We start from the raw sequence: 13,106 nt of genomic DNA on the forward strand, positions 1-13,106 counted from the left end.
TATATTAAACGTGAAAGTTAAGCCTATGGAATCAATAAAAATTAAACTTTCAACTGGTAGGGAAGTAGAAATAAATGATGATACAGTGAAAATTTTGAACAAATATGTAAGGACTCAGATGACTTTAGAAGAGTTGGCAAAGGAATTGGGCTTAAATGGATGGGAAGAGGCATACGATTTGATAAAGCAAGTTCCTGCATGGATAATGTGGTATCCAGAAACTATATATAAGAGAAGTTAAACTTTCTTGTAACACTCTGGTTTTGCTTCGTAAATTAATCCGCTCTTTTTCATATCGGAAATTAGTTTTTCAGTGCTTTGCCTTTCTATTCCTTCTCTTTCTGCTTCCTTAACAATTTCCCTTAATTTTGCGCAACCTTCAGATCCAGATAATGTATCTATTATTTCCATAATTTTGACCATTTTTTCTCTAGCACTCTTAGGCTTTCCAGTCATTATAGTATCAATATCCATCGTGCCTGACTCTACGTCGATCCCAACTTTTTCTAGGAATATCCTCATTATATTTATAGCATTTTCAGCATCTTCCTTTGTTACAGTTTTTCTTAGTGCCATTCTGGCGTAAGCCTCCGATAATCTAATTAAGGCTTCAAGCTGCCTTGGTGTTATAAGTATTGGAGAATCTGGAGTTTCACTGCTCTTCTTTCTCATTTCAACGTAAAAATCTGCTAATAACTGTTTAGCCTCTTCTGTTAATTCTGGATTTACGTACTTTCTGGCATAGGCTATATACTTCTTGAGTAAATCAACCGGTATAATATCCTTTACCTGCTTACCTCCGTGCATATCTAGAATATGAGTAGCTAATCTCTGATCTTCATCACCTGGCTTATCAACTAGTATGAAAATTAAGTCAAACCTTGACAGTATGGTAGGCGGTAAATCAATGTTTTCTGAAATTCCTCTTTCTGCAATATATCTTCCAAACTTAGGGTTGCCAGCAGCAATTATAGTAGCTCTAGCATTAAGCTTTGCTACAATGCCAGCTTTTGCTATTGAAACAGTTTGTTGTTCCATGGCTTCGTGTATGGCAACTCTATCTTCTTCTCTCATTTTATCTATTTCATCAATTACTGCAATTCCTCCGTCTGCTAATACTAAAGCCCCAGCTTCTAAATAATAATCACCACTGTTTTTCTCTCTTACTACAGCGGCCGTTAAACCGGCAGCAGTTGCACCTTTTCCTGTAGTATAAACTGATCTAGGTGCAACTCTAGCTGCGAACTGCAAAATTTGCGACTTTGCAGTTCCTGGATCTCCTATTATAAGTACGTGTATATCTCCTCTTATTCTTGTTCCGTCTGGCATTACCCTAGGAACTCCGCCAAATAAAGCTAAAGCTATTGCTTCTTTTATTTCCCAATGATCAAATATTGATGGTGCTATTGAAGATATAATTTTTTGTTTTATCCATGGATCTTTAGCTAGATCTTCTATTTTCTTTTTATCCTCGTCCGTTATTTCTACTTCGTCTAGAACTTTCTGTGAAACTTCTATGCTTAAAGCTTTCATGTATACATCAAATACTGCTCTACTGCCTCTTTTTACTATAGAATCCTGCTTGATTAATAAAATGCCAGTTATCTTTACCCTATCTCCTGGTCTAGCAGAATCTACTAAATCATCTTCCAGGACTACTTCCAGTTGCCTAGGTAATTGGCCTGGTGGCACTTCTTCCGGCCTTTCTTGTAAGATGACCTTTTGCCAATCTGTTAATTTAGTTTTCTCTGCAACTATTTCAAATTGTCCTGGCTTTCCGCATAGTGGACATACGGTTGGAGTTTTTATTATTTCATCCATTTCTTCGTCTCCTTCTGGCCATTCAAACTCTTGATTGCAATCTGGATGGATATGCTTAAACACCACTTTGTATGCTCTTTCCTTAACTGGGGTTTGCTTAGTAAGTATACCTTCTACTGTAATCAGCTTATTGATATAATTACTTCTTATCTTTCTTAATTCTATAGTTCTTGGAAGATTTATTAGTCTTACATGTACTCTTTCAACTTCATCTGGATACGTTGGATCTATTTCTGATATTATTTTAAGTAGTTTTTCGTCAAGAATTTTGAGTGTATATAAAGGATTGGCAATTATTTCAGTAGCTATCTTATCATTATAAGAATATATATCACTAAAATCTAGCAAAAGACTTTTCTTTCTATAGGCTATCATTTCGTTCAATTGATTCATGTATTTATAGTTTCCCGAGGAGTCCTTGAAATTCTTAATAAAGTTCTCAAACTCTGTTGGTAAATCAATTTGTTGGGTTTCCAATCACATCACCGTAAAATGAGGTTATAATCTTTCTCATACTTAAGTATGCCAAATATTCTTCTTTTGTCATTTTACTTATAAGTGTTTGGTCATTTATGCTCAGAGAAGCTAATTGTATAATTTTTCTTAATCTAATTAATGAAATTTCATTAACCATGCTCTTCACTTTCTTTAATTCTTCCAATCCATTAAGTCCTTTTGCTTTAAGTTCTTCCTCAAGTTTTTTTATTCTAAAATAAATATCTGGGTACGTTTTTACTAGTGACGCAGGAGTAGTGGAATTTTGTTTTTCCTGAAAAAGTAATTTACCTAACTCTTCAGTAGTTATTGAATTAATTTTTACTAGATTTTGTTTTTCCAAATATTGTGCAAGCCATAATGGAATTTCGTCTTCGCTTCCTTTAGATAACGAGATTTCTATAAATCCCAGATCTAAAGGACCAATATCGTCAAATACAGCGACCTTTTTCTTCTCTGTTAGTTGTAATTTATCTAAAGCCCTTAGCAATACTTTAAACATATATTCTATATTTGATTTTTATGCTTAATAACAATATGGAACCTAAGCTGATTATTACCACGTTACCTGGAAAAGATAAGAAATGCAAAGCCGAGATACTTGATAGGCTTTTAATAAAAGATGAGAATGTGCAAATAGATGAGATTAAGCAAAATGTATTCCTCATTTATTCTAAACTTTCTCCACTAGAGGCTTACGGTTTAATAATTTCAGCACCTCCTTCATGTATAGGTAGGATTTTTACTATAGATAAGATAAGCGACTTATCCAATATTTTTGAAGACGCAGAAAAATTATTATCTTCTAGAAAATTCAAAAAATTTTATGTAGAATGTATTAATAGAGGTAATAAACAAGTTGATTGTAGGTCAATAGAAATAGGAATAGGCTTAAGAATGAAAGGCAAATTAGAAGTAGATTATAAGAATCCAGACTATATTCTTTTTGTAAATTTAATAGGCGATAAGGTCTATTTGTCAATAATGAGGAAGGGTCAGGAAAAAGTTTCGGTTAACACTCTCTAATAAAATATAAAGTATTACCACTAAAATATCGTATGAGTGAAAGTTATGGCTTTACCTAGTGATATAATAAATAGCAGTTTAAACTCACCTAGCGTGTTAAAAGATGGATCTAAATTAAATCCAGACTATATTCCAGAAAGATTACCTCATAGAGAAGATAAGCTAAAGGAGTTAACAATAGCTTTTAGAGATATAGTTAATGATCCAGGAAAATCGTCAGTGAGAGTAGTTATAACTGGAAGGACTGGTACTGGAAAAACAGTTACTGCGAGGATTTTTGGTAAAGCGTTCGCAGAACAAGTTAAAAATAGGGGAATTAAAGTTGAATATGTTCATGTAAATTGCCACAGAGAAAGGACTTTATATTTAATTACTTTGAAAATTGCAGAGCAACTAAAATTATCTATTCCACCTAGAGGTTTATCTTCACAAGAAGTTTTCAAAATAATTCACGAATATTTGGAAAGAAGAAATATATATGTAATAATAACTCTAGACGAATTTGATTATTTCCTTAATTCATCTCCACCAGAAGACATTTACTTTATTGTAAGGTTATATGATGAATTAGCAGTCAATGTAAAAAGGGTAAGTTATATTTTCATCATTAGAGATTTGACTACGCTATCAAGCCTAGATAAAACAGTAAGAGATCATATAGCTAGAGACATAATAGAATTTCCACCGTATAAGTCAAACGAGTTATATGATATTTTACAAGATAGGGTTAAAATGGCATTTTATGACGGAACAGTTTCAGATGATGCTGTAAAATTCATTTCTGACATTAATGGCTTTGATAAAGGAGGAAGCGGAAATGCCAGACTTTCAATAGAAACTTTAGAGTTGGCTGGAAGAATAGCTGATGCAGAAGGCTCACCTATAGTTACAGTAGAACATGCTAAAAAGGCTAATTCAAGGCTTAATGAAGAGGCTAGTATAATTTTAGATGAATTAAATTACCTAGAATTGCATCCTATGTTGCTAGTTAAAGCTTTGATAAACTTGTCAAAAAGAGAGAAAAAAGAGTCATTCCCCATAGGAGAAGTAGAAGATGAATATTCAAGATTATGCGAGCTATTAGGCGTAGAGCCTAGGAGACATACTCAAGTCTTTGAGTATATGAGAAGACTAAAACTAATGGGAATAATCAATACACAACAGAGCGGTAAAGGAATGAGAGGAAGAACAACTTTACTTTCATTAACATTCCCTGCTAGCCAAGAATTAGACGATTATGTAACAAAATTGATAGGGGCGTTGAAGAATTCAGAGCAGAAATGATTTTATAAGATTTAAAATTATTTATACATTAATAAAATATGGTGATCTTCCTATATCAAATTTATCAAAACTAGCTAGAGTAAAATTTAATGTTCTAAAGAGGGAATTAAATTACTTAAGTGAAAAGGGATATATAGAGATATTATCTGGTGAAAGAGCTAAAATAGTCAGATTGAACTACGCTAATCAAAAGATTATTATCTTAAAGAACCTATTAGAAGAATTAGATGATTTATGACAGAGGCAAGAATGGTAGATATTAGTGAAAAACAACCAGTACTTAGAATAGCTGTAGCGGAAGGTTATATTAAATTAAAAAAAGAGACCATAAATAAAATTAAAAGAGGAGAAATAGAGAAAGGAGACGTGATAACTGTAGCTAAGGTAGCAGGAATAATGGCTGCAAAGAAAACTCCTGAAATATTACCTATGTGTCATCCTATACCTTTAGAATCAATAAATGTTGACGTGGAACTAGAAGAAGATAAAGTTAGAGTTAAAACGGAAGTAAAGGCCCATTATAAGACTGGAGTCGAAATGGAAGCGTTAACTGCTACGTCTGTGGCATTGCTAACAATATGGGATATGGTTAAAAAATATGAGAAAAATGAAGAAGGCCAATATACAACTACACAAATTGATGGAATAAAAGTCGTTAATAAGCTTAAGATTTCTTCCTCTTAGTAGTATATCCTCTTCCTCCACTACTATAGTACCTTTTTGACGTTGCGCCAGTTTTACTATAACTAGTTTCTTCTTTTTCTTCTTCGGCTTCTTGAGATCTACCAGATATTTCATTAAGAAAGTTAATCTCGTCTGGGGATAAATCCATGTCTTTGCTCAATTTATCTTCATATTTCTTATAAAATTGTAAGAATAAAGGATAAACGTCGTTAAGAGTTTTATTCTCAGATGAATGAATTTTACTAGCTATTTTACTAACTATTTTATCCCTAATCTCCCTATTAGATTTCGATTTAGAGAGCAATTGGATAGTTTGAGGAAACTGGTATTTCCTCCACTTAGGTTTCCAGCCAGGATTTTGTTTCTCGATTTCGGCCATAGCAACTCCAGGCCCCATCATATCAAAAGTATAGCTTAACATATCCCAGCTAGAAGTCTTTGCCCTAGACAAGAATATTGACGCCCTGGCAAGTGCGTCATACGCTCTATATACATCTTCCATATTATCGTACTGAACTGGTATGTTTTCTGAGAACCATTTCATGAGCAAATCATAATCCACTTGAGAACTAGTTACTGCATTTTTAGCTTGCCAGGCATATTTTGCCCAAAACACTCCTCTTACGGTTTCAAAAGGATCTAATTCGCTCTCTTTTCTTCTGGCGAATTCCTTTACGCTCTCTACTGTAACCTTCTTAAATCCTTCTGCCGTAGCTTCTAAAAGGTTTATAGCATATCTAGCATCTCCATCACTAATTTCTATAATTTCGTCTAGAGCATCGTCATCGCATTGCAACTTTTCGGAAGTGCATATTTTTCCAAGAATTTTCCTCAAAGCATATTTACCAAGTTTTTTAACTTCAACTAATTTTGCAAGGTTTCTTAATTCTCTTAAAGAAGGATCCCAAGGATCATTTGCAGCTAATAACACTGGATATCTAGTCTTTTGAACTAGTTCAGCTATTGCTGGAATTGCACCCATATCTTGCCTTGCATTTATTCCATCAACTTCATCTAGAAAGATTAGCTTCCCTTTTATGCCAAAAAGGCTACCACTTACCGCTGCTCTTTGTGCTATATTTTTTATTGCCTCTAGATTTCTGCTATCACTAGCATTCATTTCTAATAATTCCAGACCGTAATCGTGAGCTAAAGCCTGGGCTAATGTAGTTTTCCCAGTTCCAGGTGGACCATATAGCAATAAAGCCTTATTTTCTGGTTTTCCTGACAACCAACTTTCGATCCATCTTTTTAACTCTTGTTTTACGTCATCCTGGTTTTCAACGTCGTTTAATGATTTAGGCCTATACTTTATTATCCATGGTAAAGTCATTTAGAAGACCCTACATATTTATTTCCATAAATAGCTATTTTAGCTAGTAATGCGGACAATTGGATTTCATCATCAGCTCCTTCTATTATTCTAAACTCAACCTCACCTATGTAATCCATTAATAATACTCTTAACTCTTCTGGAATTTGCAATTCATTAGAAGTCAATTCTCTATGAAGCTGTTTAACTATATCCTCACCAGATAGTCCATATGTAACTAGTAATGACCTCAACTTTTCCCTAGCTTCCATGAATTTTCCAGATAACGCAAGCTTTAGCATATCTCTAACTTCTTTAGGCTGTGCAAGTCCAAGAACCTTAAAAACAGTCTCAACGGTAACTTTTCCATAAGCCGATGCTGCTTGAAGCGTATTTATCGCTTTTCTCATATCACCCATAGTAACATCGTAAATAGTCTCTAGTGCTTTCTCATCGTATTCTACTTTCTCTTCTTTTGCTATATACTCAAGTCTGCTAACTACGTCTTCTTTCTTTAGCGGATAAAACCTAAAGAGTGCAGTCCTAGACTGAATAGGGTCAATTATTTTACTTAAATAATTACAAGCGAGTATAAACCTTGTTGATTCCGTATAAAGCTCCATTGTTCTTCTTAATGCCTGCTGAGCATCGGCTGTCATATTATCTGCCTCATCAAGTAAAATCACTTTAAACGGTACAGAGGATGAAACCATAGTCCTGGCAAATTCTTTAACCTTATTCCTGATTACATCAATTCCTCTTTCATCACTTGCGTTTAATTCTAAAAAGAATTGCTCATATGAATCTCCATAAAGGTCGTGAACTAGAGCCAATGCAGCAGTAGTTTTACCAGTACCAGGCGGACCAGCAAAAAGTAAGTGTGGCATGTTCTTTTCTTTCACGAATCTTTTTAATCTTTCAACTATGTCTTTTTGATTAACTATATCGTCTAAACTTCTTGGCCTATATTTCTCCGCCCAAAGGATTTCTTCTTCCATCGAGACAAATATTCTTGCCTAAAATTAAAAAGGATTCACTTCCTCTTGTACTTACCCATTATGCTACCAGTAGCCAAAATATGACCTTCCATCATTTCCTTAAGTTCGTCTGCGGTGATTTTAGATTTATAATCTAATTCAGTATCTAAAGCGTATACATTAAAATAATATCTATGAGCACCGTGAGTTCTTGGGGGACAAGGTCCATTATAACCTATAAGTTCAAAGTCATTAATCCCTTGAATTCCATATTCGCTTTTCTCTTTTTTTGGAACATTTTCTGGTAAGGAGTTACCCTTTATATTATAAATAACCCAATGTATGAAAGTACCAGCCGGCGCATCTGGATCTTCTACTATTATTGCATAAGTTTTGGCATTATCTACTTTGTCCCATTCTAAAGGTGGCGATATATCTTCTCCATCGCACGTATACTTTACTGGAATGAATTCTTCATTCTTAAAACTCGATTTAACTTGCATTAACCGCTCCCTTCCTTAAATAGACTTCCTTTTCTACATGGCCAGTTTTAGTTATCTTTGATACAATAACTCCAGTTCCAGTATAAGAATCCCTTTTTATTGCTGATAAAACTGCTCTTGCTGCAATATCCATTGCTTGATCTGCAGTCAAATCTTCTCTATATTCGTCCTCCAGAACGCCCATTGCTACTGGAGAACCAGATCCAGTGGCAACGTATTTTTCCTCAGTCATATCTCCAAAGTAATCTAAGTTATATAATCTAGGCTGAGTATCATATCCTCCTATCAGAATCTGAACTAAATAGGGGAAATACTTAGTCTGAGAAAGAGTATTAGCCAAATACGTTGCTAAAGCTTTTACAGTAGTAGGTCTATTTCCTGAGATATAATTATAATGGTATAAATTTTTTAATACGTAGTATAGAAATTGTAAATCTGCCACACTCCCTGCCGTGGTTATACCAATATTATCTGTTATATATAGTATCTTTCTCACCATCTTATTTGCAACAAAAAATCCCTCGCTAGCTCTTCTATCTGCTGCTAATACTACGCCATCTTTCGCTAAAATGCCTACAGTGGTAGTTCCTTTCCAAGGCTTTATCTTAGGAGTTTCCATGACATCTATTTTATTTTTTGCGTATTTGAAGCTTACTTTTTAACGACCAATGAAAATGAGAACAATATGAAAATCCTAGTAAACGGATTATTGCCCTTTGATTCTGGTAAAACGACTTTTTCACTAATGCTCATAAGAGAGTTAAAAGCTGTTGGAATAAAATTATTTCCACTAAAGCCGGTTGCAGGTCATAATGCTTGGTATAGTTTCAATACATTATTAAGAAGCTATGATCTTGGAATATTAGTAGGTAATGATGCTTTAAAGTATTACGATGAAACAAAGGAAGACATAAGAAAAATAAATCCTTTTGCTGTACTATTATCTCCAGTAGACTTAGAAATATTGAACTTTAATGTAGAATATTATAATTCCCTTATGGCTAACGGTTATCCAGTAATGATCAGAATTTCTTGTGGAAATAATGATAAATATTATGCCACGGAAACTCATCTAATTCCCAAAACAATGAAAGATGTTCTTCAGCAAATTTATGAGAGATTTAAACCAGAGATTGTATCCAGTAACGAGTTAAGGGAGACTATTAATAATTCTTGGTACATTACAGAATCGTGCATTCAACATAGAGAAGATGAAATAATAGAATCATACAATGACGCTTCGGCTCCCATTCCTTCTGCAATTAATGTTGATTACGTCTTCTTAGTTTCGCCCGCTAAAGCTTTTGCAATAAAAGGAGAGGAATTTAGGAAAGTTGTTTCATTGTTTTCTCTCCCGCCCTGGATAATAAGAACTTCAAACTTAATTAAATATTTAAAAATCGAAAAATCATTTGACTTAGAGATATTTACATCAAAAAATGATAAAATTATAGATTATTTAATTCATGACTTATAATACGATCCAATATTCCTTAAAATTTCTATTACTACTCCTAAGCCTTTCTGAACTTGTGGATCTCTTAGGCTCGATAATAATCCGCCTAATCCGATAGGCTTTACTTTTTCAGCTTTTAACGCATTTCCTATTGCCGTTAATAAGTTGACTGTCGATTGCTCTTTTGCGATCTCTTTTACTAAGTTTATAGTATCCATTGTCTTTCCTTCTTTCAATCCTTCTCCAATAGAGTTTATTAGTTGTATATAGTACTTGAAATTTGTTAGATCAATTTTAGATAAATCTGACGTTATCTGATTCCAGTTACTTATTAAGTTTAATGTGAAGTCGTTAATTAATGCCCCCATTATTTTTCCCATGTACTCCTCATCGCGTAATATACCTTTTATAGGATCTAAGATCCCTGTTTTGTTTAGATCTTTAAGTAATCCAACCACAGATTTTATTGCAGAAAGAGTCTCGTCATCGGTTAGATCAGATATAAGATCAACTATATTATTCCATTTACCTATTAACTCTAGTACCTTATCATTTACTATTGCCCCCATTATTTTGCTCATGTACTCTTCGTCTTGTAAAATTCCTATTATAGGATCTATAATTCCAGAACTCTTTAGTTTGCCTACTAGACTAAGGGCATATTTTATATTATCCATAGTTTCTGCGTCCATGAAAAAGTCAAGCAATCCAGTAATCTTATTAAAGTTATTTATTAAACTAAGAGTCTTATCATTTACTATTGCTCCCATTATTTTTCCTAAATATTCCTCATCATCAAGTAGTCCATTAACTACATCTATAAGGCCTAGTTTGTCCAACTTTTCTAATAATTCTAGCGCATGATTTACGCTTAGTAGTTTTTCAGGAGTTAAAATTTCATCTAGAGCTTTAAGCTCAACCTCTGCCGTTTTAAGTCACCAGCTGGCCAAGAACTTCTCTAGTGCCATGTCCCCTTTAGTCCACATGTAATATTTAGTGAATAGCTCCTTCTTAAGGTGGTTTACTGCAGCTGGGTCAGCTATGCTTACTGTTCCCCCGTACCAAGTGTCATCCTTTACTGCTACGGCGTATCCTTCATACGGATTGTCTGCTACACATACAATTGTTGGATAATATTTATCAACCTTCGTCGGCACTCCTAATCTATTAGCTAAATGCTGTGCAGCAATCCTTCCAGTCATTACTGCCAGGTATCCTAGCTTTGGAACTGTCATGGAATTTGCGTCTCCTACGGCATAAACGTTATCGTATTTTATTGAGACCATGTTTAAATCGGTTGGTATGAAACCGCCATCGTCAATTAAATCTGGAGTAGAATTCTTTAATGCAGGATTCCCGGTATATGGTGGAAGTAATATTGTAATATCTGCTGGTATAGTATTTCCTTTTTCGTCTACAATTTCATGCTCTTTTATCTCTTTTATTCTAAAGTTGTGAACCAACTTTATTCCTAATTGGTTATATATACTTGCTACTGCCTTTCTGGAGTTAGGAGATAAATCTGATAAGTACTCTCCTGGTGAGAATACTGTAACGTGAACTTTATCTAGCATTCCTTTCTTCTTGAAGTAGCCGTGAAGCATTAAGGACACTTCGAAGACCGGTCCTTCACAAGCAGAGTCGGCATTTGGCACAAAATTTTCAGGAACTTTTGGCTTTGGATTATGTCCTTGATAGAATGGACCAGAACCTATAGCTATATTTCCTCCTTGGAAGCTCTCCAATTTTTCTCTTAGTTTTGTTGCAAATTCTGGTTCACAAACACTGTAACCATATTTATCCCAGCCTTTAACAAGTTCTGTAGCCAAATGTGCACCTATTCCAACAATTACATAATCGTACTCTTCTTCTGCCATGGAGCCATCAGGCTTTGTGTAGTACACCATGCTACTTTTAGCGTCAATCTTTTCTACTGTACCTTCTTGGAATTGTATTCCTTTTTCCGGTAATGCCTCGCTTAAATCGACCTTAAGTTCATCGACGTCTCTTACTCCTATAGCAACATGTGGTAAAGCTGGCCTAAAATAACTGAATCTACTCTTATTGATTACTTTAACATCAGCTTTACTCCCTACTAGTCTCTTTAATGTATATGCTGCAGTTAAAGCTCCAAATCTTCCTCCTAACACTAATACTTTTGTCATGCAGGATCGAATATCATTATATCTTTAACAATTATAAACTTTTGTTTAAAAATGTTTATACGTTATTCATCTTAGTTAATTTTTCGTCGAAATTGTTTTTTATCTAAAAATCTACAAAATCTTCAGAAACTTTATATCTTTTTAATTCGCAGATATATGTATGCAGTTAGAAGATAAATTCATTGAAGTAAAAGGAGCTAAAATTCATTACCTTGAAGAAGGAAGTGGAAGACCAGTCGTTCTTCACCATGGCGCAAGATTTAATGCTTATACTTGGAAAGAGGTAGGAACAATCTCTGCAATAGCTGAAGTAGGATATAGGGCAATCTCAATAGATTTTCCAGGCTTTGGAAAATCTGAAGAAGGTAACTTTTCATCTCTCTCTGAATTTATAGGAGATTTCATAGAGACAATGAAATTAGAAAAACCAATTCTTCTTGGAGCATCTATGGGAGGAGAGGCAGTTTTAGGTTATGCAGTAGATCATGCTGATAAATTAGGAGGGTTAATATTAGTTGGCGCAGTAGGAGTAAGCTCTTATGAAAGCAAGCTAAAAAACCTAGACGGTTTACCAATTCTTTTAATATGGGGGCGCCATGATACTACTTCGCCTAAAAGAAATGCAGAATTAATCATGAAATATGTCAAAACAGCTAAGTTCGTTAACGTAGGTAATCAACACGCTTGTTATTTAGACGATCCAGAAGGATTTAATTCACAAATAAAGGACTTCTTGAAGGGCTTATGATGGAGGAGGAATTAAAAGACAAACTCAAAGAGGTTTTAAAAGATAAGCGATACTTGCAAGTTCTTCAACATTTAAAGAAAGCTAATGTAGATTATGGAAAATCAATAATGCTAAACACTAAAATACCTATTCAAGAGGTTGTAGATATTTTGGATAAATTGGAAGCATTAGGCTTAATAGAAAGAGTACATGGAGCCACGCTAAAGAACACTGAAGCAAAGTTTAAATTAAGTTCTGAAGTACATAAGCACCATACGTATTATAGGCTTACAAGAGAAGGAGATCATCTTTTAAGGAATCTAGATGAGAAGGAATTAATAAAGGCTTACATTGATTTAGTGAAAAATGATGATTTAGCTAAGGATATTTTAAGGCTTGCAGAGGAGTTAAATGCTGATCATGCTTTAACTTATGCCAAATTAACTCACAAGACTTTAGAGGAAGTTACTCCAAAATTGGAAGAGCTAGAAAGGATGGGATTATTAGAGGAAGCAAAAGCTAAGATAATAAAATTTGGAGACAGAAAATCAAAGCCTAAAAAAGAAACAAGAACGCACCATAAGTATTATGGTCTTTCAAGGATTGGAGAGCTTGTAGTAAGGGAAATGAAAAGAAGAGGTATTATACCAAAATAA

Annotated in this window: 15 protein-coding genes; 7 read left to right on the forward strand and 8 right to left on the reverse strand. The window is 34.1% G+C overall.

The features are described 5' to 3' along the window. Positions 1-25 precede the first annotated feature (25 nt). On the forward strand, positions 26-241 hold the full coding sequence (locus tag D1867_RS05735) for a hypothetical protein (RefSeq protein ID WP_155863153.1): 216 nt from the start codon (positions 26-28) through the stop codon (positions 239-241). On the opposite strand, the gene mcm is transcribed toward D1867_RS05735, so the two are convergent. After that, the gene (mcm, locus tag D1867_RS05740; RefSeq protein WP_155863154.1) at positions 238-2,298 is read right to left on the reverse strand and encodes a minichromosome maintenance protein MCM; all 2,061 of its coding nucleotides are present in this window, start codon (positions 2,296-2,298) and stop codon (positions 238-240) included. The two genes, D1867_RS05735 and mcm, sit on opposite strands and share 4 nt — an antisense overlap. Then, on the reverse strand, positions 2,279-2,818 hold the full coding sequence (gene gins23 / locus D1867_RS05745) for a DNA replication protein Gins23 (RefSeq protein WP_155863155.1): 540 nt from the start codon (positions 2,816-2,818) through the stop codon (positions 2,279-2,281). The genes mcm and gins23 overlap by 20 nt, the downstream gene beginning before the upstream one ends. Positions 2,819-2,838: 20 nt before the next feature. Here gins23 and D1867_RS05750 point away from each other — a divergent pair, with 20 nt between their 5' ends. From D1867_RS05750 to moaC, 3 genes are all read left to right on the forward strand, one after another. Then, positions 2,839-3,342, forward strand: coding sequence for a THUMP domain-containing protein (locus tag D1867_RS05750; protein WP_155863156.1), 504 nt, complete (start codon positions 2,839-2,841; stop codon positions 3,340-3,342). Between the two features lie 45 nt (positions 3,343-3,387). Next, on the forward strand, positions 3,388-4,626 hold the full coding sequence (locus D1867_RS05755) for an ORC1-type DNA replication protein (RefSeq protein WP_155863157.1): 1,239 nt from the start codon (positions 3,388-3,390) through the stop codon (positions 4,624-4,626). A gap of 234 nt (positions 4,627-4,860) precedes the next feature. Next, positions 4,861-5,310, forward strand: a complete 450-nt coding sequence (moaC, locus tag D1867_RS05760) for a cyclic pyranopterin monophosphate synthase MoaC (RefSeq protein ID WP_155863158.1) — start codon at positions 4,861-4,863, stop codon at positions 5,308-5,310. Here moaC and D1867_RS05765 read toward each other — a convergent pair. The 4 genes from D1867_RS05765 to psmB are packed head-to-tail and all read right to left on the reverse strand — an operon-like array spanning position 5,291 to position 8,721. Then, positions 5,291-6,643, reverse strand: coding sequence for a replication factor C large subunit (locus D1867_RS05765; RefSeq protein ID WP_155863159.1), 1,353 nt, complete (start codon positions 6,641-6,643; stop codon positions 5,291-5,293). The genes moaC and D1867_RS05765 overlap by 20 nt on opposite strands. Continuing rightward, the gene (locus tag D1867_RS05770; protein ID WP_155863160.1) at positions 6,640-7,620 is read right to left on the reverse strand and encodes a replication factor C small subunit; all 981 of its coding nucleotides are present in this window, start codon (positions 7,618-7,620) and stop codon (positions 6,640-6,642) included. The genes D1867_RS05765 and D1867_RS05770 overlap by 4 nt, the downstream gene beginning before the upstream one ends. 35 nt (positions 7,621-7,655) lie before the next feature. Continuing rightward, a complete protein-coding gene (locus D1867_RS05775) occupies positions 7,656-8,102 on the reverse strand; it encodes a YbhB/YbcL family Raf kinase inhibitor-like protein (RefSeq protein WP_155863161.1) in 447 nt (148 codons plus the stop codon). Beyond that, positions 8,092-8,721, reverse strand: coding sequence for an archaeal proteasome endopeptidase complex subunit beta (gene psmB, locus D1867_RS05780; protein ID WP_155863162.1), 630 nt, complete (start codon positions 8,719-8,721; stop codon positions 8,092-8,094). Before psmB ends, D1867_RS05775 begins: the two co-directional genes overlap by 11 nt. A gap of 66 nt (positions 8,722-8,787) precedes the next feature. Between psmB and D1867_RS05785 the strand changes: the two genes are divergently transcribed. Then, positions 8,788-9,579: an ATPase gene (locus tag D1867_RS05785; protein WP_155863163.1), complete on the forward strand. Its 792-nt coding sequence runs from the start codon at positions 8,788-8,790 to the stop codon at positions 9,577-9,579. Here D1867_RS05785 and D1867_RS05790 read toward each other — a convergent pair. Beyond that, positions 9,567-10,397: a helical membrane plugin domain-containing protein gene (locus D1867_RS05790; RefSeq protein ID WP_155863164.1), complete on the reverse strand. Its 831-nt coding sequence runs from the start codon at positions 10,395-10,397 to the stop codon at positions 9,567-9,569. The two genes, D1867_RS05785 and D1867_RS05790, sit on opposite strands and share 13 nt — an antisense overlap. A gap of 96 nt (positions 10,398-10,493) precedes the next feature. After that, positions 10,494-11,723 carry an NAD(P)/FAD-dependent oxidoreductase gene (locus D1867_RS05795; protein WP_155863165.1) on the reverse strand — a complete coding sequence of 410 codons (1,230 nt, stop codon included), beginning with the start codon at positions 11,721-11,723 and terminating at the stop codon, positions 10,494-10,496. A 160-nt stretch (positions 11,724-11,883) separates the two neighbouring features. Here D1867_RS05795 and D1867_RS05800 point away from each other — a divergent pair, with 160 nt between their 5' ends. Both D1867_RS05800 and D1867_RS05805 read left to right on the forward strand, forming a co-directional pair. Then, a complete protein-coding gene (locus D1867_RS05800) occupies positions 11,884-12,471 on the forward strand; it encodes an alpha/beta fold hydrolase (protein WP_155863166.1) in 588 nt (195 codons plus the stop codon). Beyond that, positions 12,471-13,106 (forward strand): DUF2250 domain-containing protein, encoded by a 636-nt coding sequence (locus D1867_RS05805; protein WP_013775315.1) that lies wholly within the window; start codon positions 12,471-12,473, stop codon positions 13,104-13,106. The genes D1867_RS05800 and D1867_RS05805 overlap by 1 nt, the downstream gene beginning before the upstream one ends.

Source organism: Acidianus infernus, assembly GCF_009729545.1.
Taxonomy (GTDB): domain Archaea; phylum Thermoproteota; class Thermoprotei_A; order Sulfolobales; family Sulfolobaceae; genus Acidianus; species Acidianus infernus.

Bases quoted from the DNA above. Each gene is read 5' to 3' on its own strand.
- D1867_RS05735 (WP_155863153.1), top strand. From the start codon at position 26: ATGGAATCAATAAAAATTAAACTTTCAACTGGTAGGGAAGTAGAAATA.
- gins23 (WP_155863155.1), bottom strand. From the start codon at position 2,818: ATGTTTAAAGTATTGCTAAGGGCTTTAGATAAATTACAACTAACAGAG.
- D1867_RS05750 (WP_155863156.1), top strand. From the start codon at position 2,839: ATGCTTAATAACAATATGGAACCTAAGCTGATTATTACCACGTTACCT.
- D1867_RS05755 (WP_155863157.1), top strand. From the start codon at position 3,388: ATGGCTTTACCTAGTGATATAATAAATAGCAGTTTAAACTCACCTAGC.
- moaC (WP_155863158.1), top strand. From the start codon at position 4,861: ATGACAGAGGCAAGAATGGTAGATATTAGTGAAAAACAACCAGTACTT.
- D1867_RS05765 (WP_155863159.1), bottom strand. From the start codon at position 6,643: ATGACTTTACCATGGATAATAAAGTATAGGCCTAAATCATTAAACGAC.
- D1867_RS05770 (WP_155863160.1), bottom strand. From the start codon at position 7,620: ATGGAAGAAGAAATCCTTTGGGCGGAGAAATATAGGCCAAGAAGTTTA.
- D1867_RS05775 (WP_155863161.1), bottom strand. From the start codon at position 8,102: ATGCAAGTTAAATCGAGTTTTAAGAATGAAGAATTCATTCCAGTAAAG.
- psmB (WP_155863162.1), bottom strand. From the start codon at position 8,721: ATGGAAACTCCTAAGATAAAGCCTTGGAAAGGAACTACCACTGTAGGC.
- D1867_RS05785 (WP_155863163.1), top strand. From the start codon at position 8,788: ATGAAAATCCTAGTAAACGGATTATTGCCCTTTGATTCTGGTAAAACG.
- D1867_RS05795 (WP_155863165.1), bottom strand. From the start codon at position 11,723: ATGACAAAAGTATTAGTGTTAGGAGGAAGATTTGGAGCTTTAACTGCA.
- D1867_RS05800 (WP_155863166.1), top strand. From the start codon at position 11,884: ATGCAGTTAGAAGATAAATTCATTGAAGTAAAAGGAGCTAAAATTCAT.
- D1867_RS05805 (WP_013775315.1), top strand. From the start codon at position 12,471: ATGGAGGAGGAATTAAAAGACAAACTCAAAGAGGTTTTAAAAGATAAG.